Consider the following 24,865-nt stretch of genomic DNA (forward strand, 5'->3'; position numbering starts at 1 on the left):
AATTACGAGTTTACGGTTTCAACTAGAAATTTTTCTATTACAGGAGTGAATTTATTATTCGTAGAATTAAGTAATTGTAGTAGCTTTTCTAAAATCGAAAGAATTCTAGTATCAACTTTGCTATTTTTTAGTGCATTCTCATACGCCTTTTTTACTTCTGGTTTGATAACTTGCTCATCATAGTCATATGCAGGTGTATTACTTGTTCCATATAATAAGCGAGACGTTGCAATGAGAAGTTCTTTCTGAAGAGCGGTTGAACGGTTAGAAGCAGGATATTTCGTCACAAAATCCTCTATTGCAAGCGCTCTATTCGTTAACTCGGTCCAACTGATTACAATCGCTGCATCAGATACACTCGGTTGATTAGATTCGGTAGCCATGATGTCAATATAAGCTGCGATGTCCTTCGTAATATACGGCTTAAAGATCTTAAATCCCTCATAATGCATCACCGGATAGTACATGCCCTCACTGGTCTCCAGCTTATATCCCTTATCCCGGCCTTCAATTAACACATTGCGTACGTTGGCATCTTTGATCGTATTAAGGAGTGAGGTATAGGTTAGATTTTTGCTTTTGGAAAAAGCACTGTTTATCTCTTTCTGCATCTTGTCCGGAAAAACCTTTTCTGAGTATACAGATAAATGTGCCTTCTGTGCATTCTCGAGCTGAAGTGTCATCTGAGTCGCTGTCCAGGTATCCACTTCTTTGATATGGTTAATTAAATAATTACGTGCGTTAGCAAGAGATGTCGGCTTCTGTACATACTGCTGGAATTGATTATAAACGCCTGCAGATTCCGTTGCCGTTGCTGCAGATACTGGCTCTATACCCAAAGTACTGAATCCTGTCACTGAACCAAGGGCTATAGCAATACTTAACAAGCCGGATTTTTTCCAGTTCAATAGATGACCTCCCTTTTGCCATATATGTAATTGTACTTAATATTTAGACATACGGGAATAACCTGAAACTAATTGGTTCATAGTACCCATTCCAAACAATCCTCAAGGATCAAGTGATTTATGATTTCGATAAAGTACCTGTATCAAAATAATATATATTGACACAATATATATCTAACCGATATATTATAAGCGTGATATACAAATATTTCTAAACAACAAGGAGGTTCTATTTTGAACAGTCAGGATGTTATTTTAGGCATGCTTATGAAAGAATCGAAGACTGGTTACGAAATAAAACAGTTATTGGAGGATGTATTCTCTAATTTCTATAGTTCTAGTTATGGAACGATTTATCCCACACTTGCTCGCATGGAAAAGGAGGGTTTGATAACTAAGGAAAATGTGCAGCAGGCAGGTAAGCCTAATAAGAATCTTTTAAACATCACGGATAAAGGAAGAGATAGTTTTAACGCCTATTTACTAGCCCCACTAGAGGCTGACAGTATTAAGAAATCTGATTTTATGATGAGGCTATACTTTGGTGAATTTGTTGGGTATGACAAGGTTATTCTTTGGTTGAAGCAGGTACAGGAGGAATCACAACATAAGTTGGATCAGTTACTTGAGCAGTATTCACTTTATAAAGATGAAATGCATCCAGCACAGATCATCTGTATCCAAATTGGCATTGAAGAATATAAAGCAAAGCTCAAAATCATTGCCGAAGGGTTGTCAAACATGGAGCAGTTAGTGCTTACGAAGTAAGTTTTGTACGTACCAAGTGAAGATGTAACGCTCAGAAAACTTTTAGGAGGAATTGTTAATGAAAACAATTTTTATAACGGGTGCTTCGTCTGGCATTGGGAGAACTACAGCAAAACATTTTGCTGAAAGAGGATGGAACGTCGTAGCCACGATGCGTTCCCCTGAACAAGAAAGTGAACTTATTACACTTGATAATGTATTGGTTTTACAGCTTGATGTTGAGAAATCAGACACAATTCAACCTGCGTTAGCGGAAGCGATTAAGCGGTTCGGTAAAATTGACGTGCTTCTCAATAATGCTGGTTATGGAACAATGGGTCTTATTGAAGTAGCTACAGATGAGCAGATCAGAAGACAGTTTGAAGTGAACGTGTTTGGTCTTATCAGTATGACTAAAGCCATATTGCCACATTTTAGGTCTAATCAAGATGGTTTACTGGTCAATATCTCTTCTATGGGAGGGAAAGTAACCTTTCCTACGATGTCTCTGTATCATTCAACGAAATTTGCGGTAGAAGGTTTTTCTGAATCCGTATCTTATGAATTAGCATCACAAAACATCAAAGTAAAGTTAATTGAACCTGGTGCCATTCAGACGGACTTTGGTGGAAGATCGATGGAATTCTTTTTTAATGAAGAATTAACGGACTATAAACCCTTTACAACTGCATTTTTGGGTAAATTGGGTGAGATGGAAAAACAACCTACCTATGCTTCGCCTCCAGAAATTGTTGCGGAAACAATATATCAAGCCGCCACTGATGGGACAAGTCAGTTCCGGTACATTGTTGGAGAAGATGCAAAAATGCTCATTCATATGAAAGAAAATACAGATGAAGCAGAGTATCTGACTAATATAGCCCAGCATTTTTCTTAAAAAGAAGTTAGGTGGCGGACGCTTCTCGGTATTCTACCGGGGAGAGGTCCCTCTTTCTTGTTATGATTAAAAAAATCCCCTCCGATTAACAGTGGTATGTTCATACGTACATGAACCTTCTCCACTATCTACTGTAAGGGGATTTTACAAATTTAATGATTAATGCATTGGTGTATTCATTTTATGATTAACAACTACTCTTTTCACGAAGAACGCAAGGATTAGACCTACAATCGCCATACTCATTCCAAAAATAAATGCATTTTGTACACCTTGCGTGAATGCAGGCAACATATTAGCTGGATCGGCAGGATCGGCCACAGTCTTCAAATAACTCTTAGAACCTGCGGACATAATGCTGACAGCTAATGCAGTACCGATCGCACCAGCAACTTGCTGCAATGTATTCATGATCGCTGTACCATCTGGATATAATTCTAACGGCAGCTGGTTAATTCCGTTGGTTTGTGCAGGCATAAATACCATCGACACACCAATCATAAGCGTACTGTGAAGTACGATTACGAATACGACCGTAGAAGCTACAGTAATACTGGAGAAGAACCATAAAGCTGTAGCTGCAATAATTAGACCCGGAATAACGAGCCATTTGGGACCGTATTTGTCGAACAGACGCCCCATGATTGGGGACATCAATCCGTTAATAATCCCCCCTGGAAGTAGCAGCAAGCCTGCCTTGAACGCTGTATACCCTTGACCCTGTTGAAGATACATTGGAAGAATCAACATGGATGACAGGATAACCATCATACAAATAAATACCATAGCCACACCAATAGAGAACATTGGATATTTAAAAGCTCGCAGATTAATCATAGGCTGCTTCATCTTCATTTGGCGCAAACCAAACAATAAGAGTGATACCACACCTACTACGATAGCAATGATTACTTTTGGACTTCCCCAACCAGCTTCTTCACCGGCGCTACTGAAACCAAACACGATTCCACCAAACCCGATTGATGATAACACTATGGAGAGGATGTCGATCTTCGGCTTCGTAACCTTCGTTACATTCTGCATGAAGAGGATCCCGAATATCAATGCGATCACCAGGAATGGCAGTGACAGCCAGAAGATCCAGTGCCAGCTAAGGCTTTCAATTAGAAGACCGGCAATAGTAGGACCGATCGCTGGTGCTACCATGATAACCAATCCTATCATCCCCATCGCGGCACCACGTTTTTCAGGAGCAATGATAATAAGGATCGTATTGAACATAAGTGGTAAAAGAAGCGCTGTACCCATTGCTTGTACCACACGCGCTGTTAATAGGAACTCAAAACTAGGTGATACTGCAGCTAAAAACGTTCCAAGTATTGAAAAACATAAAGCAGCAACAAACAACTGTCTAGTCGAGAACCACTGAAGCAGCATACCCGAAATCGGTACTAGAATTCCCAGTGTAAGCAGATACGCCGTCGTCAACCATTGTGCTGTTGCTGGAGTAATTTGAAGGACATTCATAAGATCACTTAAAGCTACATTCAGTGCGGTTTCACTGAACATTCCGATAAATCCTGCAAGTAGTAAAGAGACTAGAATCGGAATGGTTTTAAACTTCTTTACTTCCTTTTGTTGCTTTCCTTGCATAGTTGCTTCCACTCTTAATCCCCCTGATGTTCTTATCTATTGTCTATCTCTAACCAAGTATCGCTGGGATAATCTTCGCCGCCGCGAGAAGCGGCTGTTCATCCCGTAAAGTCAGCGTCTGAAGAAGCGCTCCTTCAAATAATGAGACTATTACTGAAGCCTTATCGGCTGCAGTGTTGCTCTCCACACCTTCTTCCAGAAGGCGTTTCTTGATCACATCCTGCAAGTCCATAAACACAGATTTACATGCAGTCCGCAGCTCCTCACTAATACAAGAGGTCTCCGCCGCTAACCAAAAACTAAATGGAACAATCCCCTCAAATGAAGATTCCACTGCATCCATAGCCATGCCTAGAATAAAATCCTCCATTGCTTCAGCTGCACTATTGCTGCTCTCCATATGACAGTTCAGCTTCTGAGCGACTGTTAGACTAGTCCGGTTAATGCATGTTAAAGCCAGCTCTTCTTTACCGTGAGGGAAGTAATAATAAAGAGATCCCTTCGGTGAATCGCTGTCTTTAATAATCTGATTTAGTCCTGTTGCATGATATCCCTGAGAAAAAAATAATTTCGAAGCGGTGTCCAGAATCGCCTCACGCGTATTCGGCTTGTTCGACAAGCTGACACTTCCTTTGCATTATAACAATTGGTCTACATAATAAAACCATATTTTTAAGAGATATGTCAACATATAAATTACTTAAATTCAAAGTAATCTACTTCCCATTCCCTCAACCTCAGCGTATACTATAATTATTCCAATGAGAAAGGTGTGAATAAAATGCAAGACGTGCCCAAAGGAATTCCACGACCATTAGTAAAGACTAATCAGGCGTTTATCGTCATTTCTGTAATATTGACATGGCTAACAGGACAGCACTGGATTCTTGCGCTGCCCTTGTTTGCCGGATTGCTCGGACTCTTGTTCGGCTATAATCCCATTATTAAACTGGCTGCTAAGTTTCTGACAAAAGAACGTTCGCACTATGTACTCGAAGACTGGTCACAGCAACAATTTAACCAAACGATTGCTGTCTTCTGCCTCACAGGTGGTCTGATCAGCTTCATCGCGGGGTGGACGATTGCTTCCTATATTTTCACAGCGCTAGTTGCAGTGGCAGCCACTGTTGCGATACTTGGATTTTGCATCGGATGTTTTATCCATTATCAGTGGAGAATGTACAATTACAGACGTAAACAGAGCAGCACACATTAAATCTTAATCTTTCTCTTCTCCAACAACATCCCAGCGATGGCGAAATTTTAGTAGCCTTGGATGAAGTGATGAAGGTGCAGATGGCAGCAATAAGCGGATCTTTACAATCCACTCTTCAAAAGAGGAGTAAGAAGCAAACTGATTCGCCACCTCAGGTGTTAAATACAAAAAAATCGGCGAAGGATAGATTTCTGCAAGATGTCTAAGCGCAGAATCAAGCGGAGTATATTTCTTTCGCTTTCCCTCCAAACTCTCTACCGTGATGAAGCTAAGTCCTTGCTCCCTCTTCCATTCATGCAGCCGGTCCTCACGCTTATAATAAGCGCTCACCGGCTCTTTGGTCATCCGTCTCACCGTTTCTTCATGAAGCGGATATAGCACTAGCTTAGTGAAACGCCGATCGGTGGCCGTTTTTGCCGCGATTACAAGTTCCTGATCTGTTATATGTTCAAAAGAATCGTAAAACACTAACGTCCCTTTACGTTGTTCAACCGGTGGCTCATAGCCGTAGGGAACATGCTGAATGTCTCTTTTCATTGAAATCCCTCCTGCTTGTTCTATTTATAAATCATATCATGTGACAATAGCAGGGCTATCATTCTTATCTTACAGCTTAAGCAGTTCTCATTTCCCACCTACCTCAAACAATTCCTGCTCTATCCCAAGCTAATTTAAATTCCGCCACACTCTGATACCGCTGCTCACGCTCCAGGCTAACCGCCCGTAAAGCAACCTCGTAGTGAGCTTCGCTCGCTTCCCATTTTGCAAACGACCGGTCGGAGGCTCCTCCTAAAAGAACAAATGAAGTTGCGCCCATATTGAATACATTGGTAACTTCATCAATCGGTGCACCCAAGATAAACTCTTCCGGTGACTTGAATCTGGATGAGCCCCAGAAGTTCTCTCCCAGATCATTTACAGTTGGCTTAGCTCTATAAAAATCAATATCACAAATCCTTGTTTCATCGTTCACGAAATTATAAAGAATACTTCCATCATAAAAATCGACAGCGACATAACCCTGCAACTCAACATGTTCATGAAACGCAAAGATTACGTCTAAGGACGCTAAACGTTTTTCAATAGATAGTTGCTTATAGCGGTAAAAAGGCGATTCCGGATGGTTCAACTTAGCTTCTCCCGCAAACAGCCAATGCGAATGCAAACATTCACCTTCAAACCATTCAAACACTGCTGCATATCCCACTCCAACTTCAAAATGTGACACCAGATAGATCAGCACTTCAGATTCAAGCTCTTTATATACCGGAATAGCTTTAATCAAATTATCAACAGCATCCGAGGGGTTTCCATCGTAAGTCAAAGGCTTTGCACCAGCAAATTTCACAAAATACCTCTGACCTTCCTTCTCCACACCAAAAGAAAGATTGCCCGAATCCTGCTGATCGAACACTTTGAACACCCTGCCAAGTTTAGATAACCAAGCAAAATCACAAGGCTCTTGCAATTGAAAAGTTACTGCATCGATTTCGTATGTAAAATATTTTTCGCTCAAATGTACCTCCGCATTTACTAACCTAAGTTAGCTCTATTCTCATAAAGATTCCGGCGATGATTGTTTCATGAGGACCTGTTCTTTTAACAATTTCATACGGCTTAAACCCTAATCTGGAGTATAATAACATCCCTTTAGTATTCACATTATGACAAACTAGATGTAACTCTTGAAGCTGTAAGTCCTCTTTAGCAGCAGCAAGCATGGTACGAATCAAATACTCCTCGGCTCCCTTACCTCTATAATCGGGTGAAACAATAACATTTCATAGCCAGTACAAATCTTGTTCTTGTCATATTGCGGCATAATCCGTAGATGCGGCTTTTCGATAACTGTACGTCATTCCGTTTCCTACCTTCTTAACTTCAATCATGATCTTGCTCGATATTTAAGCACTAGAATAATAACCAGCAACACAACACATAAGGACATCGTATTCGTAATCAAAAAAGCTAAACCTACTCCCGTAACCGCCAAACTTATCGCGTATGCTTCCATTAGACTAATCCCGAGCAGCATAAGTAAATACGACTTCAAATTTAAATCGGCTACGGATTTTGATTTAAGGATTTGAATAATTTGAGGAATCCATCCCAAAGACAGGATCACCCCACCTATTAATTGCATGATTGCAAACATATGAGCACCTCCACGGATTTTATTACTGTTGTATTCCGGGCGGCTCCATCTGGTTCCAGTTCATACTAAATTAACAATTATTTTTAGCTACTCTGCTTCTTTAAGTTTACTATATGCATAAGAGGCAGCACCAATAGTTCCTGCCCGACTCCCTAGCGAAGCTTGAACAATTTTACACTTACTGCCAGATAGCTTCAACGCATGCTGACTTACAGTTTTTCTTACAGGTTGGAGCAACTTATCGCCCGCTGCTGCCATCCCCCCACCTACAATAATAAGATCAGGGTTGAGCATATTCACTACATTCGCTAATCCAAAGCCAAGTATAGTCCCCGTCTCTTGCATGACCTCCATAGAGAGAGCATCTCCGAGTTCGTAGGCTTCAGATATCATTAGCGCGGTAATTTGCTCTTCTTGATCATTAGTCCAGGTCTGAATCATACTGGTTCGGCCTTCCTTCAGCTTCTCTTTAAAAGTGTTCACCATGCCAAGCGCGGAGACATATCGTCCCAAGCAGCCCGAGCTCCCACATTTACAAGGTCGTCCGTTCCTGTACATATTCATGTGCCCAATTTCACCAGCGCTATAAGACGTGCCGTAGATTACTTTCCCGTTGTTCACAATACCCGATCCTAAACCCGTTCCCAAAGTAATCAGAACTAGATTGTTATAACCTCTGCCTGCACCTTGCTGCCATTCTCCATACAGATTAACCCTTACATCGTTATCAATGAAAATAGGGAAATCATAAAACTTCTTCATCTCGTCAACAACATGTACTTGCTCCCACCCCGGAAAATTAGGCGAGAAAAAAGAAATGCCCGCTACCGGATCAAGTAATCCGGGCACTCCGATTCCCATACCTTCTACTAAATCTAACGAAATATCCGCTTCAACCGTAATCAAACGTACAGCTTCTCTAATCCGTTCCAGCACATGTAACGGGCCTTTGGCTGCCTCTGTAGGTGTAGATATTTCTTTTACAGCTATAAAATCGAAATCGTAAATTCCTGCTTTGATATTCGTTCCACCGAGATCAATTCCTATAATGTAGCGTTTCATAAGAACCTCCAGAATTAGAAATAACTTCACCTTTCATTATGAATGTCTGAAGGCTGAAACTATAGAGGGAACATACAAGTTATATGATAAAGTTCCAACATTTCTATTACAAATGACTACTACTAACTGTCGCTTCTACTTCGGCTAACATCAATCTGTTCACACCCATCTTAATCTGATTCTCAGTAAGATTAGAATAGCCTAGTAGAAACACAGGTCCCTTAGGTTTACTCTCCAGAAAATAAGAAGATGCAGGATATACACGAACTCCGTAATGGAGCGCCACTTCAGCTATACGATTCTCTTCGGCATCCGACTCCAGCTCAATCAGTAAGTGCAGCCCCGCTTCCTCGCCATAATATCGCACACGACTCCCAAATTCAGTATTCAAGCTATTTACGAGACAGGCTCTACGTGAGGCATACAGCTTACCCATCTGTGTAATATGCCTTGCATAGTGACCATTCTGTATAAATTCAGCTAACGCTTCCTGATCCAAAGCAGAAGACATGCGATCTGTAATCCATTTAACGGCCAAAAAAGGTTGAAGCAAAGCCGGAGGCAATACAACATAACCTATCCGCAGAGAAGGAAATAATACTTTACTAAAGCTGCCTACATAAATGACTCGACCCTCAACATCTAGACCAGCAAGCGCGGATAATTTCGGACCCTCGTACCTATATTCACTGTCATAATCGTCTTCAATAATAAAAGTATGATTAGCTTTCGCCCAATCCAACAGCTGAACTCTTCGTTTCAAGGACAGTGTCGTCCCAAAAGGGAACTGGTGAGAAGGCGTAACATAGACTAGCTTTGGCGATTTTTTAAGATTACCTTCTTTATCGTTATCACTGTTTGTCTGGATCTCTTCCACACAGATGCCATCTTGATCTACTTTAACAGGTATGACCTCTACCCCAGCAAAAGAAAATATTTCACGCACAACGCTATGTGATGGATCTTCAACAATGACTTGATCACCTTTAAATAAGAAAATCCTCGATAAAATATCAAGAGCTTGCGTAGCTCCAGAAGTAATCACGATTTGTTCTGGAACAACGGGCATAGACCGCGTGGAACGTAATAAACGAGCAATTTCTCGGCGTAGTCCCAGTGAACCCTCCGCAGGGCCATAGCCTAAAGTATCCGGTGAAGCGCGGCGGCAAGCATTCATTAGAGCTTTTTGCCATTGATCCATAGGAAACGCGTCCCAAGCAGGTACACCATGTCGAAAATCGCAAAATACCGGGTTCAAATGATCAACTTCTCTAGTAGCAGGAGGATTAAGCGTAAGGATATCAGGTCCCTTCGTTATAAAATTGTAAGGGCTCTCATAATCTTTTGTAATTTTCTCCTCCAACGTCAACTCCGCAATAAACGTTCCCGCCCCTTTTCTCATCTCCAGATACCCTTCTGCCTGTAGTAGCTCATAGGATTGAAGGACCACGCTTCTGGATACTCCAAGCTGATTGGCCAAAGTTCTAGACGGAGGCAGGGGATCCCCCCCGCTTAAAGCTCCTGAATGGATAGCATTTCGAACTTGCTCGTAAATTTGACGGCTAAATGGTATCTGTCGTTCTTTATCGAGTGTGATCAGCAAATCATGCTTCATAAGAGGTCCTCCCCTTCTGTTCCGACTTTTGATTTAAAAATATAGGGTTAGCATTTTTACGAGTATTGCTGCGGAAACAGAGCCTAGAATCACAAAGAGCAGCGGAATTTTTCTAATTAATACCAGTATAACAGCGACAGTCCCTGATGCGATACCCACAAGATTAACATCTGGGTCTACCTGAATAATTCCAGGTACCGTTAACGCACTAAGAACCGCTATGGGCAAATACTCCAGTAGCGCTTGGACTTTGGAAGAACCATTCGTATGGTTCGTAAGTAGTAAAGGCACAAAACGAAATAAAAATGTAATAACAGCCATACCTATGATGATTAATATAGTCATACGGATACCCCCTTCTCCGCTTTGACTTGCCCTTTAATTAAGGAACCCACTGCCATGCCGATCAACATAGCTATAAGAATCGAAGAGTTTCCCAGCAAAGGGTTCAGTAGCCAAGATGATCCTGCAGCTGATATACATATAGCCATATTCCTTAAGCTGCCTTTCAATTGAGGTACAACAAGTGCAATTAGTAAGGCATATAATGACGTGTTTAGCGCCGGTAAATATAAAGCTGGGATATAGGAGGCAAGGGTGATCCCCGAAGCTGTTGCTATCAGGTTAGCGACATAGGGAGGGATTTGTAGGCCTAGCAGATAAGGAAGTCCTAAGGGCTGATTCATTTTTTCATTCTCCGTTTTACGGTTTACTCCTTCTCGAGGAATCATACTAACGGCATATACCTCTTCTGTTAAACTGAAGCCAATCCAAGTTCTCGCTAGTACACTGATGTTACGATTTAACTGCCCTCCAAAGGATAAGCTGATAAACAAATATCTTAAGTTAATGATCAGAGTAAGCAGTAAAATCACTGGAGCGGCTGCTCCTGCGGCAAGCATTTTTACACCGATAAATTGACTAGCCCCCGCAAATACGAGCGCTGACAATAAGAATACTTCCAGACTTCCTAGACCTAACCCCTTACCGACCAATCCAAACGTAAAGCAAGCTGGGATAAATCCTGCAACAATTGCGATAGAATCTTTTAGCCCTGTTCTAAACATTACTTTTTGATCATTCATAAGTTTCTCTCCCTTATCGTTGTTACTAGAGAGAGCATACTTGGATACAGTTCCAGTGGAAATAACCACATTGGTGCGTATGTACCATACCAATTTCTTTTTTCACAAAAAAAGACCGCCCTCTAGAGAGCGATCTAAAATGTAGGTTTAAACTTCCAGTGGACTTTCAACAATCTCGTTGATTTCCTCTAAAATCTGCGATTTAATCTGGTCTACTCGATCAAAATTCAGGGTAGAAGTATAGATTTGCTTTAATGCAACTAGGAATACTTTTGCGTCTGTAAGATGTTGTGTGGATTGTTTCATGGTACTCGAATACCGCTCTTTAATGCCGGCTATAGCTTCGGAATATTCTTCATCTGTACCAGCCAGTATACAGCGGGAATACATATCGACGATCTCGTCGCTTGCCCGATCTGGGTAGTACTCATGTGGAGCCGTACTATCAAAAATAGCAAAGCCAAGCTCACGCACAATAATCATATCAAGGCTATTAGGATCGAAGCCACAGTGGTAAATCTCAACATCGAAACCACGTTTGATGCCTTCAGCCGCTATTTTCTTCAACAGTGTAGATTTTCCGGAGCCCGCACGTCCTTTAACCAGATATCTTTTTAGTCCTGAGGTTAGATTAGGAACAAAATCCACTGCCCCCTTAGGCGTCGCCGCACCTAAAAAACGATGATCTATCCGGCTGGATTTTTCAGATTTCTGATCACCATACAAAAGCTTAATATACTCCTGTGTCAGCTCGTCGGCTGCTTGAAAATCCATTTTCGCGATATAAATAGCTTCCCATTCGTCATGAATGCGAAGAGCTTCAGCAAAGCCAGCATAAGCTAATTCATGTTCTTGTTTAATGGCTCCGACTAAATTATCGATCTCCAACTTCTGCTGGCACAACTGGAACTGATCAGCGGCCTGCTCCAAATCTACGAATACGATGGACTCTTCAGGCAGTTCAGGGTTTATTACTCGCGGAGCTGTTCCATCCACTATTCCTATATTTAATTTGGGAATAATCACACCGTCGAATGAATCGTTATCTGATGCAGTGTGGATGAACCAGATCTCATAACCTTGTTGATTCAACTGCTCTCCAATTTCTCTAATCAGTTTGGTCTGCCCCGTACCTGGGCCTCCTTTTAAAACATATAGACGCGTTAAATTTTGCAATGACGACTCATAGAGGCTGTAAAAGCCGTGAGCCGTATTCCCGCCAGCAAAGAAATTGAGGATTGTTCCGTTCATAATCGCACACCTTTCCGGGCTAATGTCATGGTTCATATTTCATCGTATTATGGTTCCCTGGGAAAGGTGACACTTTAAGTGAGATGTGATCTTACTTCATAAAACGATCCATAAATCTCTTAATGACTGGAACATCAGGAGGTGACAACTCGCTAGGCAATTCTCCATAATTAAAAAAACGGACTTCTTGCACTTCAACTCCATCTTCTTTAAGCGCACCGTCAAATTCCGTACATAGATAAGCGGCTACAACATTATATACTTCATCACCGTTTGGATATTTGTAATAAAGCTCTTGTCCAGAAAACATGTCGAACAATTCAAGTTCCTTGGCCTGTAAACCTGTCTCCTCAAAAAGTTCCCTTTTAGCCACCTCTTCCAAAGTCTCCCCAAGCTCCATCGAGCCACCTGGCAACCCCCAGCAACCGTTGTCCGTTCTACGTTGTAATAGTAATTGCTGCTCGCTACACAACAAAACACAGGCTCCTGCCATAATAAGCGGCCTGGTACCTACTAGTTTTCTTAGCTCCATAATATAATTGCTCATTACACAGCATCCTTTTCGTTAATGGCTTGTTTTTTTGTTCATCCCCAAATATAATCACAGGAATCATACCACAATATTACATTTATAACATTCGAAAGCAAATAAAAAAGCTACCTCATGGTAGCTCTATAAATCCTGATTACTTGATATTTATTTCGTTTTAGGAACATGAAAACCATTGTTTTGCGCGTAATTTTCAATACTCCAGATGCCGATTCCCTGCTCTCTTGCTTTATCCTGTATAGCTCTAAATTGATCAACGTATTTCGTATTAGGTGCAAATACATATGCCACACGTGCATAACCCTGCTCTAGCAGAAGCTCATTAAACATTTTGCCATCGATATAGAGATAACAGAGTAGACGACCATATTTATCTCGTTCTGATACATCTAGTTCAATTTGTACATCTTTATTAGTAAGCATCTTTTTGGCATAATCAGAGGCTTCTATCGAAAATGGCTGTGGCTCAGGAATGTTCGGATTAACGGATTCAGGGGTATCGACTAGTAGCAAGCGTACTGTTTCTTTTTTACCGTCGATAGTCAGCTTCATGGTGTCACCATCAACTACCCGTGTTACCTTAGCATCTAATAAACGTCTGTTATCCTCTTGTGTATTCTTTGCCGTAGCATCAGATTTAGGGCTAGGACTTGTTGTTATAGATGGAAATGGAGCTTGATCTGAAGTAGACTGCTCGGTGAAAGTGCAAGCGGTAGCTGTTCCGAGTATGAGGGTGATGGCTAAGCAGATTTTTAATAGATACGTTTTACTCATGGATAAACCTCTTTCTTATACATATGTAATAGCTTCATGGGGTCTAATTAAAATAAATCAAAATAGTAAAAAACACAAGTTTGTAATACTTAATATAGAAAACAACGACAGCTATGTACCAGAAAAATAAGATACATGGCTGTCGCTGTTTTAATAATTTCATAATCTCGATTAATCACCCAGCTTAGCTTCTGTTACGTTTAAGTTGGAAATTTTTATTTTGATTATGATCGATAAGAAAGCAAGCAGGGAAAAAATAATTCCAATCCAGAGGAGTTCATGTATACCCGAGCGAGAAATAAACCAACCACCGATAGCAGTCCCTATAGTAATTCCAAGATTGGAGAATGAAATAAACAAGCTGTTACCGAATTCGGGAGCTTCTTTCGCCTCGGTCGTTAACCATGCTTGACTGACAATGAGTCCGCCGGAATGCACTGCCCCCCAAATGATTATGATAATAACCATCGGAATGAAATAAGATCCTAGATAATAAACGAAGAGGTAAGTTGCCGCATATAGCAGAGGAAATATGATGACGGTCTTTGAAATGCTTTTATTCAAAAGGCCCCCAAATAAAAAATTCCCAAAAATCATGACTATACCAAAGGCCATCAACATGATACTAATCCATGATCCATTCATCTGTGTTACTTGTCCAAGATACTCAGCGAAGTAACTATATACAGAAAACATAGCTGCAAAAATAAAAATAACAGTCACAATATTTAACCATAATAGGGGTTTGCGTAGTATACCAAGCTGCTTGCCATAAGACATTTTTTCTTTAACAGGCATGGAAGGAAGCCAAGCGAGTATCCCTAAAAAGGCAATTATACTTACAACAGCACCAAACAGGAAAGCAACTTCTAATGATATTTTGTCCGCAAGATAAGAAGTCAAAGGCACACCAAAAGCAAACCCGACTGTGATTCCGGCGAAAACCTTTGTAACTGCTTTAGTACTCTTTTCTGGTGGGACAAGTTGAGCAGCGGTCACAAGAGCAACTGAAAAAAAGACAGGATGAAAAATAGCAGGGATAATACGAAAAATCAACATTACTTCAAACATAGTTGTATAAGCGTACACAACATTTGAAATTGCAAAAATAAGTACAGCCGTTAATAGAATAACTTTACGATTGATACCAGAAGCCAGTAATGTTAGGAATGGACCAGAAATGGCAACGACTAAAGCAAATATACTTACAAGCCATCCAGTCTGTGAAGTCGATATATTAAATTTTTGAGTTATCTGTGGTAGAACACCTATAATCCCCATTTCCGTAGTGATAATACCAAATACACCTAAAGCCAGAATAATGATAAGCAACGGGTTAATCTTTTTCATTTTTAAAATAATCCTCCATTTATATTTACATAAACAGATTTGTAGATATGTACTATCAAAAAAAAGTCTTCCCTCCTCTCATTTATAGTTTCTGTTTAATATACTCGGAAAATTCCTGAATTGTCTTCTCGTTCCGACGATAGTACGTCCACTTCCCAATTCGCTCAGATTCCAACAATCCAGCTTTTTGCATTGTCAACAAATAACTCGAGATAACAGACTGTGCAAGTCCCGCTTTAGCTTGAATATCTCCCACGCATATTCCAGTTCGAAAACTTAGGCCTTGTTGTAAATAAGGCTTCTCATCAAAGAATTCCTCCGGAGTTTTTAACCACATCATAATCTGACTACGTGTCTCGTTAGACAAAGCTTTAAATATCACTAAAGGTTCCATGCATTTCATTATATCTACTTTTATAGATTTGTAAATGTAAAATTAATTTAGTGCATGAGATATTTCCAAATTAACCAGCAAATCAGTACGGATACCCACGAAATGAAACCGAAAATCATCACGATTTTATTTTCGCTCCATCCGTATTTTAAACTGAAATGGTAATGAATTGGAGCCATTCGGAACAGCCGCAGCTTAGTTCGTTTATAGTACCAAACTTGTAATATGACCGACAACTGCTCCGCAAAATAGACGAAAAACAAAATCGGAATCAAAAGTTCGACCTTCTCAATGACAGCTAAAATGGAAAGGGAACCACCAATCGCTAGTGAACCTGTATCGCCCATAAACGCTCTTGCCGGATAAATATTGTAAAGGAACAGCCCCAGCAGACAGCCAATCATGACAAGGGAAAATGTCTGCACTTCAGGTTTGTCCGAAATCATAAAAAAGAAAAAATACGTTGGAATGGCTACATTGATCAGTAGCCCATCAAGACCGTCCGTAAAATTGATGGCATTTGCGGAGCCCACCACAAACAGCAAAATGATTCCGACATAAAGGTACAAAGGCAATTGCAAATAGTGCCCTTGAAATAACCCAATATCGCTTGTCAGGCCGAACGAATGGAACAACATATACAAAATGGTTCCAGTAAAAATAAATTGTAACACTAGTTTTGAGCGACCGGTGATGCCGGACGGATTTTGCCAAAAAGCCTTTTTGAAATCATCGAGAAATCCGACTGAGCTGAACAACAAAAACGTGACGCATAAGAGTAACATTAGAGGTCCGGGATGAAACTGTAACGAGATCGCTATCCCGATAAGCAGGACCAACCCTGCCATAAGCGGTGTACCACGTTTGGCCTGATGATCCGCTGGTAACTCGGAGCGAATTGGCTGCGTTAGCCTCAGCCTGTGCAGTGTCCAGATCAACAACGGCGTAAATATCGCCACTAGAAGAAAAGACAGGCAGGAAATAGCCATAATTCCAAACATATAACAAACTGCCCCCTCTTTGAAAAACAATATTTTAATATTTCCACTCCAAATACTCTACTCTGGAACCTAACTCACACTCACGAAATTGATTTGAGAGTTATTAAGATCGCTTGAATTATGTAAAGTTTTATCCCTCTCACTTGTATCTTTAGTAAAATGATATATGTAAATAAAACTTTGATAAAGAGAAAGTATTCTGTTTTTATTTCCTATTTTCGCTCCTCATTAAGAAATACTTCCGATCAATAAATAAAGGACTGCCTATCGGCAGCCCTTCATTTATTTCGCATCCCTCTCTGTTTTCAAATCGATAATTACCTAAGAGTCTAGCTCTGCTAATTCCTGAAGGATTTTCTCAATATCACCATCAGGATTTAACGCTTTGATCATCTCTTTTGTAATAGCTGCACCCTCATAAACTTGTGCAACAACCTCTAAGGGGAGTGTGAGTTCAAAATAACCTTCGGCAAATTCCACAAAATCCTCAGCTGTGCGGAAAATAGTTCCTAGCAAAAAGTCCGAACCATCTTCTGTCCCCGCTGGAATCTCTACCTTCCCCTTTTGCCACGTCAAGTCATTATTTTCACGCCAAAAACAAAAAGTAACATCATCCTTAGTTATCGCCTCATCTTCCAGTAAAGACAATAGTGAGGTCGGGACTTCTTCATAGATTCCTGGCCAAACTTCATGTTCGTCGCGCGCATATGGACTTACTTCTGACTCATGATCAAATCCTTTCATTATCGTTCCTTGAGATGAAAAAATAATAAACAAATGATCACCTGATCCATTGTCAATCGATGCTAAGGAAACATTCTTATCGAATTCAGAAACAAAACTATGATAGCGAAGCCATTCCTCTGGACATAGGACAATATTTAGAGAAGCAAGTATTTTCATGAGTTTTTTTAAGTTTTCGGGTGCTGGTAAAATATTTAACACATTCATTTATGATTCCTCCCCATTGTAGTTATTAATGATTTTAGCATATTCATGAATTAGGTGTGAAAAAAAAGACTACCCGAAGGTAGCCTTTCCAACTTAACAAGACAATAGCTTAGCTTAAGATCCCGCGCCCTTATATCTTCTAACTCCATAACTCCAAGCTAACAGACCAATCCCAAGGAATATCGCACCTACAACAGGTGTCATCAACGCCAGGCTCGTCATTTCTTCACGCTGCAGGAAGAGCGCTGCTGGATAAACTCCGACGAATGCAAACGGGATAATCCAAGTTAGAAGTACCTGAATAGCACGATTGTAAATCGTTACCGGATAACGGCCATAGGTCTGAATATTGTACATTAGAGGAAGAATACCCGTTGGTGCATCGGAATAGAAAGACAACGAAGTCAATGTTGTATAAATTCCAGTATAGATGGCGACGGCACTTAATGTAAGAATGATCAGAGCCGGTATCGTCCACCATTCAAAGGGAAGACCCAGATTACTACCACTGATGGCCATAATAATAATACCTATGAATGAGCCCATTAGTGCTGGTGGATCAACATTTTCCAAGAAGATCTGGAACAGATTATGCGCCGGACGTGTCAAAATACGGTCCATCTCACCTTTGACGATATAACGCTCACTAAATCCCCATAGATTCACAAAACAACTAAACACCCCAAAAGGCACCATAAAGAACCCATAGACGAACACTACTTCGTTCTGATTCCAGCCGCCAAGGCTATCCGTATGCATGAAAATTACTAGTATAAAGATAAAGTTTGTAGCCTGAAAGAGCAAATCTGATATGACCTCTACCCAAAAATCGGCGCGATAGGTGAGCCGGGACTTCATATAGTTTTTAATGTATTCAATTAATAATCCAAGGTAATACACGTTTCCTCAACCTCCCTGCACGAAGAGACGCTGCCGCGCCGCATGATATAACCAGACAATTGGAATCAGTAATGCCAGGAACCAAACGATCTGTATCCCTAGTACATTCCAAATCCCAACCCCTTGCACCCGTCCTGTAAATACAGAACCTGGCAAGTAAGTAATCGCCTGAAACGGCAGCACCTTAAGTATAGAAGATAGCCAGTCAGGAAACAGACTGATCGGCACGATCAGACCAGAGAACAGATCAACAATTACCCGCTTCATACGCATCATGCCCTCATTATTCTCAACAAAGAAAGCCGAGAGCCCAGTAATAATATTGATCTGTGAATTAATCAAAAAGCTGAAAAAGAGCATTACAAGAAAACCCGCCCAAGCAGATGGTGCTGTCGGTAATTGAACCGGGAACAACAACATCGCTATAGCCATACCCGGAATCATAAACAAGAGGAAGCGGAACATTCCCTCTCCGAGTCCTTGCATCATTTTGACTAAGACATAGTTATAAGGCCTTATAAACTGGATAGCGATACTTCCGTCTCGTATATCCGTAGAGATCTCACGATCTAGATTATTAAAATAAAACGCACGAGCCATCCAAGAAACAGCGACATAAGACGTCATTTGCGTTGCGGTAAAGCCACCAAGTGAATCCCCATTACCATAGATGGCCATCCACGTGAAATAGTTAACCCCGATATTCAGTGAATAGATAAGAATACCTGAGTAGTAGTTAATCCGATAAGCAAGCATGGTAAGGAACCGGATCCGTATAAAATCTAAGTACGCCCCAAATAGTAATCTACGACTATTCTCTGGAGGACCACCTGAAGACGAACCTCCTGAGGACGAAGACATAGCTGTTGCAGCATTAAGCTTATCAGACATGTAAAGCCTCTCTTTCATCCTTCAGAGCGGCAGCTTGTTTCTCTGGTTTATCCGCAGACCCGGATTGATAAATACTGCGAACAATATCGTCCGTATTCGTCTCAATGATTTTGATATCAGTAATGTCGGCTTTCCCTACTACCCGTCCCAAAACATCGGATACATTTATATCCAGCGGTATCCAAACCGATGCTCCAAGATCGTTGTCTGCAGACCAAGTAACCGGCATCCCTTCAGTCCAAAGCTCAAGCAATTGCCGTTTCGTTGCATTTCCGAATTGAAATTGAACTTCACGTCCGGTTCCCCAGCGCTGTTTCAGATCTTCTAGGCCGCCGTCATAAATAATTCGACCATCGTCAAGCATAATCACCCGCGAGCAAAGGGCTTCAATATCTTGCAGATCATGTGTAGTCAACAGTATGGTTGTTCCATGCTCACGGTTCATATCTTTAAGGAATTCACGGATCTCTGACTTCACCACAATATCTAAACCAATGGTTGGCTCGTCCAGAAATACAATCGAAGGGTTATGAAGTAATGCTGCGACTAATTCACAACGCATCCGCTGACCGAGACTGAGCTTACGAACAGGACGATTCAGTAGTTCTTGCAACTGCAATCGTTCGACTAATTCATCCAGCCGTTTCTTGAAGTCTTGTTCAGATACCCGGTATACCTTGCGCAGCAGCTGGAAGGATTCAATGACCCCAATGTCCCACCATAGCTGGCTGCGTTGCCCGAACACCACACCTATATTTTTCACAAATTTCTCGCGCTCCAAATAAGGAACATAACCACCCACCGTAAGATTTCCTGAAGTTGGTACGAGAATACCCGTGAGCATTTTGATCGTGGTTGATTTCCCAGCACCGTTCTCGCCGATGTAACCACAAATCTCACCTTCGGGAATGGAAAAGGAAATATCCTTCACGGCAGTTACTTCCGTATACTCCCTTTTAAACAAATCAGCGAAGGCCCCTTTGAGACCTTCGCGGTTTTTTTGTACTTTGAATGTTTTGCGTAAGTCTTGTACTTGAATAGCAGTCATATTGTACCTCACTAAGCTTAAAGTTGGGTTCCAGTAACCCATTATAATTGAAGAAGTGCAAAAGCACTACCTCAATTTTTACTTAGCCAGTCTTCCTACAATTGGATTCCCTTCTTTCACTGCCTCTAAATGTCCTGAACGAGCCACTTTGGTGCGTAAGTATTTCTCGTTAAAAGAAGATACATCTCCCCACAGCGCTACTCTTTTCACAGCATTCATACCTGCAGTCTTGAGAGCTTCCAGTTTCTTCGGATTGTTAGTAATTAACGTGACTGGTTTTTGACGTAGCTGTTGTAGAACGCTGATCGCTTCTTCATAATTTCTTGAATCATCAGAAAAACCCAGTTCTAAATTAGCCTCAACTGTATCGTATCCTTCTTCTTGTAAAAGATACGCTAAAGATTTGCTAAACAGTCCAATGCCTCTACCCTCATGGTTAGCAAGATAGAATAACGCACCTGAACCGTGTTCGACAATCATTTTCATGGACTGATGCAGTTGGAAGCCACAATCACAACGTTTGCTGCCAAAAATATCGCCGGTATGACAAATGCTGTGCATCCGAATCAATGCTTCATCTGAGCCTTCGAAATCACCATATACTAAAACACTGGATTGCTGACCATCTGCGAGGCTCATGGATGGTAACTTTGAAATCAAAGCGGCTGTTGCTTCACTATTATCACCAAGAAGCTCTGCATCCGTAGTGTTCAGCCAGTTGTACCATTTAAAAGTAACAGTCTCTCCGTCTAAATTCACGGGTAAAGTAATCGGTCCAACTAATATATTTGTACTGTTTTCTAAAGGAATCCGAGTAATTTTATTTTGTAGGATAGAAATAATATCTGGTTTTGTCATGTGTAACACCTTCCTCAATTTCATCTGGTATAGCTATAGCTATACATAAGGATCGAATATTAGTTAAAATATAAGTAACTATTTGTAAGTAAGTTTATCATTGTAATATAACTTCGTCAAGTTATAATATATCTTTAAATATTTATAATTACTTTATGTAAGTTTATGATATAATGAATGTCGAGGTGATATTATGAATGATTTCAACATGTGTCCTCGCTTTGAAAAAGCGGTAGACTTGCTAAGTAAACGTTGGGTCGCGCTGATCGTTTTCGTGCTTATGCCAGGTCCTCGTCGTTTTGGCGAAATAGAAAGCTGTCTGTCCAATCTAAGTGGTAAAGTGTTATCTGACCGATTAAAAGAAATGGAAATCGAAGGTATTATTGAGCGAACCGTATATCCAGAAATGCCAGTACGCATTGAGTACTCCCTTACTCCAAAAGGAACCGCGTTGGCTCCTATACTTGGTGAAATTGGAAATTGGTCTACGGACTGGATTGAGCTTGGTGTTACAAATTAATTCGACTTATACTAACTTGAAGAGCCCTTTTTGTTCCGTAAATCCGGCAACAAAAAGGGCATTTTAAGTTCTTCGAAATATTGTTAAACTACTATAGATCTTTCCGTTGAAAACGATACAATCCGATTAAGAACGCGATAAGTGTATAGAAGATCGCATAGACGATAAATGTATTAGATGGGACTGAGGTGAAGTTATCTAACCCAAATAGACTATTGGAAGCGTTAAACATCCCGTTCATTTCGTTAATGCTAAACAGTTCAGCAGTCATTCTGCGCTGTAACCCATCTACAGGCATAAGTAAGGACATTATACCCGTCATATTATTTAGAGTGCTAAGTGCTTCGGGCTTAGATAATAATGAACTACTTACCTTGTCAATCATTCCTCCTAGCCATCCTGCTCCATAAAGCATCGTCATAAAGACTCCATTCCCAAGGGCTGAGAAGAATCCTGAACCCAGCATAGAAACAGTTATTAGCAACGGTACGATGGAAGAAAAGAGCAAAAATGATTTAAATAACGCTAATCCATCTCTTGGAATTGCGGTATGAGCTTGCGTAATTAGCAATATAGAAACAAATAAAATAAGTGCATAACCTATTCCTAGTGTTACATAACCAAGCCAACGACCTGCGTACCATTTCCAGCGTGGAATTGGTCTTGGAAGCAAGGCTTGCATCACTCCCTGCTCTGCCTCACCTGAAATGGCGGAAAACGAACTAAAAATTGCTAAAAAAGCAATTACAAATGCTCCGAAGAAAAATCCAAACGATAAAATAAATAAACCATTTGTAAAACGAATAAGGAGTTCTTCTCCGCTAGGAAAACTCGATCCGTGAGACATAGAACTTTGCCCGATCGTACCCGCAATAAACCAAAACCCAATAAGAAAGACCACGGTCATAATTAATGTCAGCACCATTACTCTTTTGCGCATCAGTTCTTTCCAGGTCATACCCATTATAATTCTCATTCGTGTTCACCTCTGTGGCTTAGTCCTGATACAGCATTCATAAACCACTCTTCCAGACGTTCTTGCTGATGTGAAACTTCATATAAGGTCATCCCTTGTTCTATAATCAGTGTATTCAGCCAACCCACCTGCTCTTCACTTTCCAGCTCCGCTTCCAACCAAACCCTACTACTGTCTATGGATTCTTCGGTATGGGAAGACACCCGGATCTGCAAGCCTGTCTGATCTTTTAGCCACGACAATAAAATAGGCGCAAAGCCGCCTACTTTAAATCGCCAGCTCATACGCTTGTTTAACACCTCGGACACTTTACCATGCCGGAGAATAACTCCGTTATTAAGTAGCGCCATTCGGTCGCAAAGTACTTCAACATCCTCTAACAGATGAGAGTTTAGAAATATCGTAACCCCTTTTTCTTTTAGATTCTGTAATATACGCCGGACTTCCTGACGTCCGATTGGATCTAGTGCCGATGAGGGCTCATCCAAAAAAACGATAGCCGGCTCATTAACAAGTGCACAAGCTAAACCCAGTCTTTGCTGCATTCCCTTAGAGTAATGCTTCACTCGGTCACGTCCACGCTTACCAATTCCAACCTCATCAAGAAGTTGTGGAATTCTCTTATCTGCCACAGACCGCTGCATTCCGCATAGTCTTGCATGCAGCCTCACTACCTCCTCACCCGTTAGCCATTCCTGATAACGATACAATTCGGGTAAATAACCGATTAGTGATTTAGCTTCTAGCGAACCAATCTTATGCCCGAACAGAGTTCCACTGCCACTTGATGGATGAATAAGACCTACAAGCATTTTTACAAAGGTGCTTTTACCTGCACCGTTAGGGCCGAGGAAGCCAAAGGCTTCCCCTTTCCCTACTGTAATACTTACATTTCGACAACCGCGTCCGTTATCATATTCTTTAGTTAGGGACTTGGCTTCAATTGCTGCAGTACTCATGATTCAATCAGCTCCTGAACCTTGGTGATAAGCTTCTCTTTACTCGAATAGAGCTCACCTGACAAATTGAATACCTGTCCATCCTGAATCCATGTGGCTTGATATACAGGACCGCGGCTGTATTCATAATTGTCAACTATAACTAAAGTGTCACCCACAGTTATTTGCTCCGTATTTTCACCAGCGATTAACGGCATTGGGATTTCTCCGGATAAGACCCTGCTTTGCATTAAGCTAGTCTTCAAGTAATCTGGGAGCAGTGGGAAATTCATTACAGCTTCCAAAGCCTCTTCCACTTTAATAGAAGGATCAACGTTAAGTACAGGCGCATTCATCTGCGACAGACTTGCCCAGTGCGTTTCGTCAGATGAGAGATTGTAATTCACAAATTCCGGGATATGAAGTGTAATTGGTTTACCGTCAATCGATTCGGGCAGCAGATGTTCTGCTCCAATTTTTTTCAGGGCTTTGTTCACTTCGTCCACTTTCAGATTAAGCGTGATATCTTGTGAAGCACCCACCGTAACTGAATTATGCCCTTCCACTAAAGCAGCGGTTTTCGCTGGATAGCCTAGGGTAGCCTTCAGTTGATCCGCAGGCAACTCACCAATGTAAGCTCCGCTAGCGTTTGTAAACTCACCGAATTGATTAATTGATCGATTAAGTTCACCGTCTTCAGCCACCTGTGTGAAAATATTACGCAGATCACTCTCATGAACAACTGTAACCTGTTCCATCCTGAACTGATTCAGAATGGATGCCATTGCTGTGTTTCCTATTGGGGTCGCGAGTATGACTGCAAAAACAGCTACACTCGCAGCTACAACTCCTAGCTTCCGACGACGGTTCATACGCAGCCGACGCGGACGTTGTACTTTCTTATCATGGGTAGTTACAAGTATGTCCTGTACTACCGTTGGTGTTGACTCTGATTCAAGGTTCTCTACATTTTCTACCTGACTTAAGTTAACAGAATCCTCAGTTTGGGCTTCCGTATTTTGACTCCATTTTGCCCATTGAGGATTATAAGGTTCATTCTCTAACTTACTCTTTAGCTTGGCCCAGGCTTCGTCTGTACTTTGCTTATCTTTATCTTGCTTTCCTGAATAGTTATTCATTATTATACCTCCTGATTTTAAAGA

The 24,865-nt window shown here is 41.0% G+C and carries 29 protein-coding genes; 4 read left to right on the plus strand and 25 right to left on the minus strand.

Translation table 11 applies throughout. The annotated features are described in order from the left end of the window. Positions 1-2 precede the first annotated feature (2 nt). Positions 3-908: a hypothetical protein gene (locus tag ACQKMP_RS01360; RefSeq protein WP_379421730.1), complete on the minus strand. Its 906-nt coding sequence runs from the start codon at positions 906-908 to the stop codon at positions 3-5. A gap of 234 nt (positions 909-1,142) precedes the next feature. Here ACQKMP_RS01360 and ACQKMP_RS01365 point away from each other — a divergent pair, with 234 nt between their 5' ends. Together ACQKMP_RS01365 and ACQKMP_RS01370 are read left to right on the plus strand one after the other, a co-directional pair. Continuing rightward, the gene (locus ACQKMP_RS01365) at positions 1,143-1,676 is read left to right on the plus strand and encodes a PadR family transcriptional regulator (RefSeq protein ID WP_427468693.1); all 534 of its coding nucleotides are present in this window, start codon (positions 1,143-1,145) and stop codon (positions 1,674-1,676) included. Positions 1,677-1,734: 58 nt separating this feature from the next. Beyond that, positions 1,735-2,553, plus strand: coding sequence for an SDR family oxidoreductase (locus tag ACQKMP_RS01370; protein WP_427468694.1), 819 nt, complete (start codon positions 1,735-1,737; stop codon positions 2,551-2,553). Positions 2,554-2,712: 159 nt separating this feature from the next. On the opposite strand, the gene ACQKMP_RS01375 is transcribed toward ACQKMP_RS01370, so the two are convergent. After that, complete coding sequence (locus tag ACQKMP_RS01375) at positions 2,713-4,167, minus strand: DHA2 family efflux MFS transporter permease subunit (RefSeq protein WP_042193817.1); 1,455 nt, start codon at positions 4,165-4,167, stop codon at positions 2,713-2,715. A gap of 49 nt (positions 4,168-4,216) precedes the next feature. Next, positions 4,217-4,786 (minus strand): TetR/AcrR family transcriptional regulator, encoded by a 570-nt coding sequence (locus ACQKMP_RS01380; RefSeq protein ID WP_042187803.1) that lies wholly within the window; start codon positions 4,784-4,786, stop codon positions 4,217-4,219. A gap of 162 nt (positions 4,787-4,948) precedes the next feature. Between ACQKMP_RS01380 and ACQKMP_RS01385 the strand changes: the two genes are divergently transcribed. Continuing rightward, complete coding sequence (locus ACQKMP_RS01385) at positions 4,949-5,383, plus strand: DUF4395 domain-containing protein (RefSeq protein ID WP_427469199.1); 435 nt, start codon at positions 4,949-4,951, stop codon at positions 5,381-5,383. A gap of 3 nt (positions 5,384-5,386) precedes the next feature. Here the strand turns inward: ACQKMP_RS01385 and ACQKMP_RS01390 are convergent, their stop codons facing one another. The 19 genes from ACQKMP_RS01390 to ACQKMP_RS01480 all read right to left on the minus strand — a co-directional run bounded on the left by ACQKMP_RS01390 (position 5,387) and on the right by ACQKMP_RS01480 (position 21,268). Further along, positions 5,387-5,920, minus strand: coding sequence for a hypothetical protein (locus tag ACQKMP_RS01390; protein ID WP_042187799.1), 534 nt, complete (start codon positions 5,918-5,920; stop codon positions 5,387-5,389). 103 nt (positions 5,921-6,023) lie between these two features. Continuing rightward, positions 6,024-6,899: a serine/threonine protein kinase gene (locus ACQKMP_RS01395; protein WP_427468695.1), complete on the minus strand. Its 876-nt coding sequence runs from the start codon at positions 6,897-6,899 to the stop codon at positions 6,024-6,026. Between the two features lie 22 nt (positions 6,900-6,921). Continuing rightward, a complete protein-coding gene (locus ACQKMP_RS01400; RefSeq protein WP_379423465.1) occupies positions 6,922-7,158 on the minus strand; it encodes a GNAT family N-acetyltransferase in 237 nt (78 codons plus the stop codon). 110 nt (positions 7,159-7,268) lie between these two features. Then, positions 7,269-7,538 (minus strand): PQ-loop domain-containing transporter, encoded by a 270-nt coding sequence (locus tag ACQKMP_RS01405; RefSeq protein ID WP_076286400.1) that lies wholly within the window; start codon positions 7,536-7,538, stop codon positions 7,269-7,271. Between the two features lie 87 nt (positions 7,539-7,625). Beyond that, on the minus strand, positions 7,626-8,600 hold the full coding sequence (locus tag ACQKMP_RS01410) for an ROK family protein (RefSeq protein WP_427468696.1): 975 nt from the start codon (positions 8,598-8,600) through the stop codon (positions 7,626-7,628). A 106-nt stretch (positions 8,601-8,706) separates the two neighbouring features. Further along, positions 8,707-10,215, minus strand: a complete 1,509-nt coding sequence (locus ACQKMP_RS01415) for a PLP-dependent aminotransferase family protein (RefSeq protein WP_427468697.1) — start codon at positions 10,213-10,215, stop codon at positions 8,707-8,709. Between the two features lie 33 nt (positions 10,216-10,248). After that, a complete protein-coding gene (locus ACQKMP_RS01420) occupies positions 10,249-10,560 on the minus strand; it encodes an AzlD domain-containing protein (protein ID WP_042187788.1) in 312 nt (103 codons plus the stop codon). Further along, positions 10,557-11,300 carry an AzlC family ABC transporter permease gene (locus tag ACQKMP_RS01425; protein WP_149644341.1) on the minus strand — a complete coding sequence of 248 codons (744 nt, stop codon included), beginning with the start codon at positions 11,298-11,300 and terminating at the stop codon, positions 10,557-10,559. Before ACQKMP_RS01425 ends, ACQKMP_RS01420 begins: the two co-directional genes overlap by 4 nt. Positions 11,301-11,447: 147 nt before the next feature. After that, positions 11,448-12,551, minus strand: a complete 1,104-nt coding sequence (locus ACQKMP_RS01430; protein WP_427468698.1) for a PRK06851 family protein — start codon at positions 12,549-12,551, stop codon at positions 11,448-11,450. Positions 12,552-12,642: 91 nt separating this feature from the next. Then, positions 12,643-13,098, minus strand: coding sequence for an NUDIX hydrolase (locus ACQKMP_RS01435; RefSeq protein WP_427468699.1), 456 nt, complete (start codon positions 13,096-13,098; stop codon positions 12,643-12,645). 150 nt (positions 13,099-13,248) lie between these two features. After that, on the minus strand, positions 13,249-13,875 hold the full coding sequence (locus tag ACQKMP_RS01440; protein WP_427468700.1) for a thermonuclease family protein: 627 nt from the start codon (positions 13,873-13,875) through the stop codon (positions 13,249-13,251). Positions 13,876-14,046: 171 nt separating this feature from the next. Beyond that, positions 14,047-15,225 carry an MFS transporter gene (locus tag ACQKMP_RS01445; RefSeq protein WP_427468701.1) on the minus strand — a complete coding sequence of 393 codons (1,179 nt, stop codon included), beginning with the start codon at positions 15,223-15,225 and terminating at the stop codon, positions 14,047-14,049. An 82-nt stretch (positions 15,226-15,307) separates the two neighbouring features. Continuing rightward, positions 15,308-15,619 (minus strand): ArsR/SmtB family transcription factor, encoded by a 312-nt coding sequence (locus ACQKMP_RS01450; RefSeq protein ID WP_060624147.1) that lies wholly within the window; start codon positions 15,617-15,619, stop codon positions 15,308-15,310. A gap of 47 nt (positions 15,620-15,666) precedes the next feature. Then, a complete protein-coding gene (mraY, locus tag ACQKMP_RS01455) occupies positions 15,667-16,620 on the minus strand; it encodes a phospho-N-acetylmuramoyl-pentapeptide-transferase (RefSeq protein ID WP_427468702.1) in 954 nt (317 codons plus the stop codon). Between the two features lie 321 nt (positions 16,621-16,941). After that, positions 16,942-17,571, minus strand: a complete 630-nt coding sequence (locus tag ACQKMP_RS01460; protein ID WP_427468703.1) for a hypothetical protein — start codon at positions 17,569-17,571, stop codon at positions 16,942-16,944. A gap of 114 nt (positions 17,572-17,685) precedes the next feature. After that, complete coding sequence (locus ACQKMP_RS01465) at positions 17,686-18,429, minus strand: ABC transporter permease (protein WP_179085851.1); 744 nt, start codon at positions 18,427-18,429, stop codon at positions 17,686-17,688. Positions 18,430-18,477: 48 nt separating this feature from the next. Then, positions 18,478-19,227 (minus strand): ABC transporter permease, encoded by a 750-nt coding sequence (locus ACQKMP_RS01470; RefSeq protein WP_042193809.1) that lies wholly within the window; start codon positions 19,225-19,227, stop codon positions 18,478-18,480. Positions 19,228-19,354: 127 nt separating this feature from the next. After that, positions 19,355-20,410: an ABC transporter ATP-binding protein gene (locus ACQKMP_RS01475; protein ID WP_042187774.1), complete on the minus strand. Its 1,056-nt coding sequence runs from the start codon at positions 20,408-20,410 to the stop codon at positions 19,355-19,357. A gap of 78 nt (positions 20,411-20,488) precedes the next feature. Further along, on the minus strand, positions 20,489-21,268 hold the full coding sequence (locus ACQKMP_RS01480) for a GTP cyclohydrolase II (protein ID WP_042187772.1): 780 nt from the start codon (positions 21,266-21,268) through the stop codon (positions 20,489-20,491). Between the two features lie 193 nt (positions 21,269-21,461). Here ACQKMP_RS01480 and ACQKMP_RS01485 point away from each other — a divergent pair, with 193 nt between their 5' ends. After that, complete coding sequence (locus tag ACQKMP_RS01485) at positions 21,462-21,788, plus strand: winged helix-turn-helix transcriptional regulator (RefSeq protein WP_042127276.1); 327 nt, start codon at positions 21,462-21,464, stop codon at positions 21,786-21,788. Between the two features lie 91 nt (positions 21,789-21,879). On the opposite strand, the gene ACQKMP_RS01490 is transcribed toward ACQKMP_RS01485, so the two are convergent. Genes ACQKMP_RS01490 through ACQKMP_RS01500 form a run of 3 tightly spaced genes read right to left on the minus strand, consistent with a single transcriptional unit; the run spans position 21,880 to position 24,841 of the window. Continuing rightward, positions 21,880-22,764 (minus strand): ABC transporter permease subunit, encoded by an 885-nt coding sequence (locus ACQKMP_RS01490; RefSeq protein ID WP_076298894.1) that lies wholly within the window; start codon positions 22,762-22,764, stop codon positions 21,880-21,882. After that, positions 22,761-23,723, minus strand: coding sequence for an ABC transporter ATP-binding protein (locus ACQKMP_RS01495; protein ID WP_042187768.1), 963 nt, complete (start codon positions 23,721-23,723; stop codon positions 22,761-22,763). Before ACQKMP_RS01495 ends, ACQKMP_RS01490 begins: the two co-directional genes overlap by 4 nt. Further along, the gene (locus ACQKMP_RS01500; RefSeq protein ID WP_427468705.1) at positions 23,720-24,841 is read right to left on the minus strand and encodes a hypothetical protein; all 1,122 of its coding nucleotides are present in this window, start codon (positions 24,839-24,841) and stop codon (positions 23,720-23,722) included. Before ACQKMP_RS01500 ends, ACQKMP_RS01495 begins: the two co-directional genes overlap by 4 nt. Between the last annotated feature and the right edge of the window lie 24 nt (positions 24,842-24,865).

Origin of the sequence: Paenibacillus sp. NPDC101420 (assembly GCF_050277435.1) — a bacterium.
Classification (GTDB): Bacteria; Bacillota; Bacilli; order Paenibacillales; family Paenibacillaceae; genus Paenibacillus_AQ.

What these genes read in the sequence shown, in the direction of transcription:
- ACQKMP_RS01415 (WP_427468697.1), bottom strand. Translation starts at nt 10,215, where the DNA reads ATGAAGCATGATTTGCTGATCACACTCGATAAAGAACGACAGATACCA.
- ACQKMP_RS01465 (WP_179085851.1), bottom strand. Translation starts at nt 18,429, where the DNA reads ATGAAGTCCCGGCTCACCTATCGCGCCGATTTTTGGGTAGAGGTCATA.
- ACQKMP_RS01490 (WP_076298894.1), bottom strand. Translation starts at nt 22,764, where the DNA reads ATGAGAATTATAATGGGTATGACCTGGAAAGAACTGATGCGCAAAAGA.
- ACQKMP_RS01375 (WP_042193817.1), bottom strand. Translation starts at nt 4,167, where the DNA reads ATGCAAGGAAAGCAACAAAAGGAAGTAAAGAAGTTTAAAACCATTCCG.
- ACQKMP_RS01450 (WP_060624147.1), bottom strand. Translation starts at nt 15,619, where the DNA reads ATGGAACCTTTAGTGATATTTAAAGCTTTGTCTAACGAGACACGTAGT.
- ACQKMP_RS01440 (WP_427468700.1), bottom strand. Translation starts at nt 13,875, where the DNA reads ATGAGTAAAACGTATCTATTAAAAATCTGCTTAGCCATCACCCTCATA.
- ACQKMP_RS01390 (WP_042187799.1), bottom strand. Translation starts at nt 5,920, where the DNA reads ATGAAAAGAGACATTCAGCATGTTCCCTACGGCTATGAGCCACCGGTT.
- ACQKMP_RS01500 (WP_427468705.1), bottom strand. Translation starts at nt 24,841, where the DNA reads ATGAATAACTATTCAGGAAAGCAAGATAAAGATAAGCAAAGTACAGAC.
- ACQKMP_RS01425 (WP_149644341.1), bottom strand. Translation starts at nt 11,300, where the DNA reads ATGAATGATCAAAAAGTAATGTTTAGAACAGGGCTAAAAGATTCTATC.
- ACQKMP_RS01420 (WP_042187788.1), bottom strand. Translation starts at nt 10,560, where the DNA reads ATGACTATATTAATCATCATAGGTATGGCTGTTATTACATTTTTATTT.
- ACQKMP_RS01410 (WP_427468696.1), bottom strand. Translation starts at nt 8,600, where the DNA reads ATGAAACGCTACATTATAGGAATTGATCTCGGTGGAACGAATATCAAA.
- ACQKMP_RS01485 (WP_042127276.1), top strand. Translation starts at nt 21,462, where the DNA reads ATGAATGATTTCAACATGTGTCCTCGCTTTGAAAAAGCGGTAGACTTG.
- ACQKMP_RS01430 (WP_427468698.1), bottom strand. Translation starts at nt 12,551, where the DNA reads ATGAACGGAACAATCCTCAATTTCTTTGCTGGCGGGAATACGGCTCAC.
- ACQKMP_RS01445 (WP_427468701.1), bottom strand. Translation starts at nt 15,225, where the DNA reads ATGAAAAAGATTAACCCGTTGCTTATCATTATTCTGGCTTTAGGTGTA.
- ACQKMP_RS01460 (WP_427468703.1), bottom strand. Translation starts at nt 17,571, where the DNA reads ATGAATGTGTTAAATATTTTACCAGCACCCGAAAACTTAAAAAAACTC.
- ACQKMP_RS01495 (WP_042187768.1), bottom strand. Translation starts at nt 23,723, where the DNA reads ATGAGTACTGCAGCAATTGAAGCCAAGTCCCTAACTAAAGAATATGAT.
- ACQKMP_RS01480 (WP_042187772.1), bottom strand. Translation starts at nt 21,268, where the DNA reads ATGACAAAACCAGATATTATTTCTATCCTACAAAATAAAATTACTCGG.
- ACQKMP_RS01475 (WP_042187774.1), bottom strand. Translation starts at nt 20,410, where the DNA reads ATGACTGCTATTCAAGTACAAGACTTACGCAAAACATTCAAAGTACAA.
- ACQKMP_RS01385 (WP_427469199.1), top strand. Translation starts at nt 4,949, where the DNA reads ATGCAAGACGTGCCCAAAGGAATTCCACGACCATTAGTAAAGACTAAT.
- ACQKMP_RS01405 (WP_076286400.1), bottom strand. Translation starts at nt 7,538, where the DNA reads ATGTTTGCAATCATGCAATTAATAGGTGGGGTGATCCTGTCTTTGGGA.
- ACQKMP_RS01370 (WP_427468694.1), top strand. Translation starts at nt 1,735, where the DNA reads ATGAAAACAATTTTTATAACGGGTGCTTCGTCTGGCATTGGGAGAACT.
- ACQKMP_RS01470 (WP_042193809.1), bottom strand. Translation starts at nt 19,227, where the DNA reads ATGCTTGCTTATCGGATTAACTACTACTCAGGTATTCTTATCTATTCA.
- mraY (WP_427468702.1), bottom strand. Translation starts at nt 16,620, where the DNA reads ATGTTTGGAATTATGGCTATTTCCTGCCTGTCTTTTCTTCTAGTGGCG.
- ACQKMP_RS01435 (WP_427468699.1), bottom strand. Translation starts at nt 13,098, where the DNA reads ATGAGCAATTATATTATGGAGCTAAGAAAACTAGTAGGTACCAGGCCG.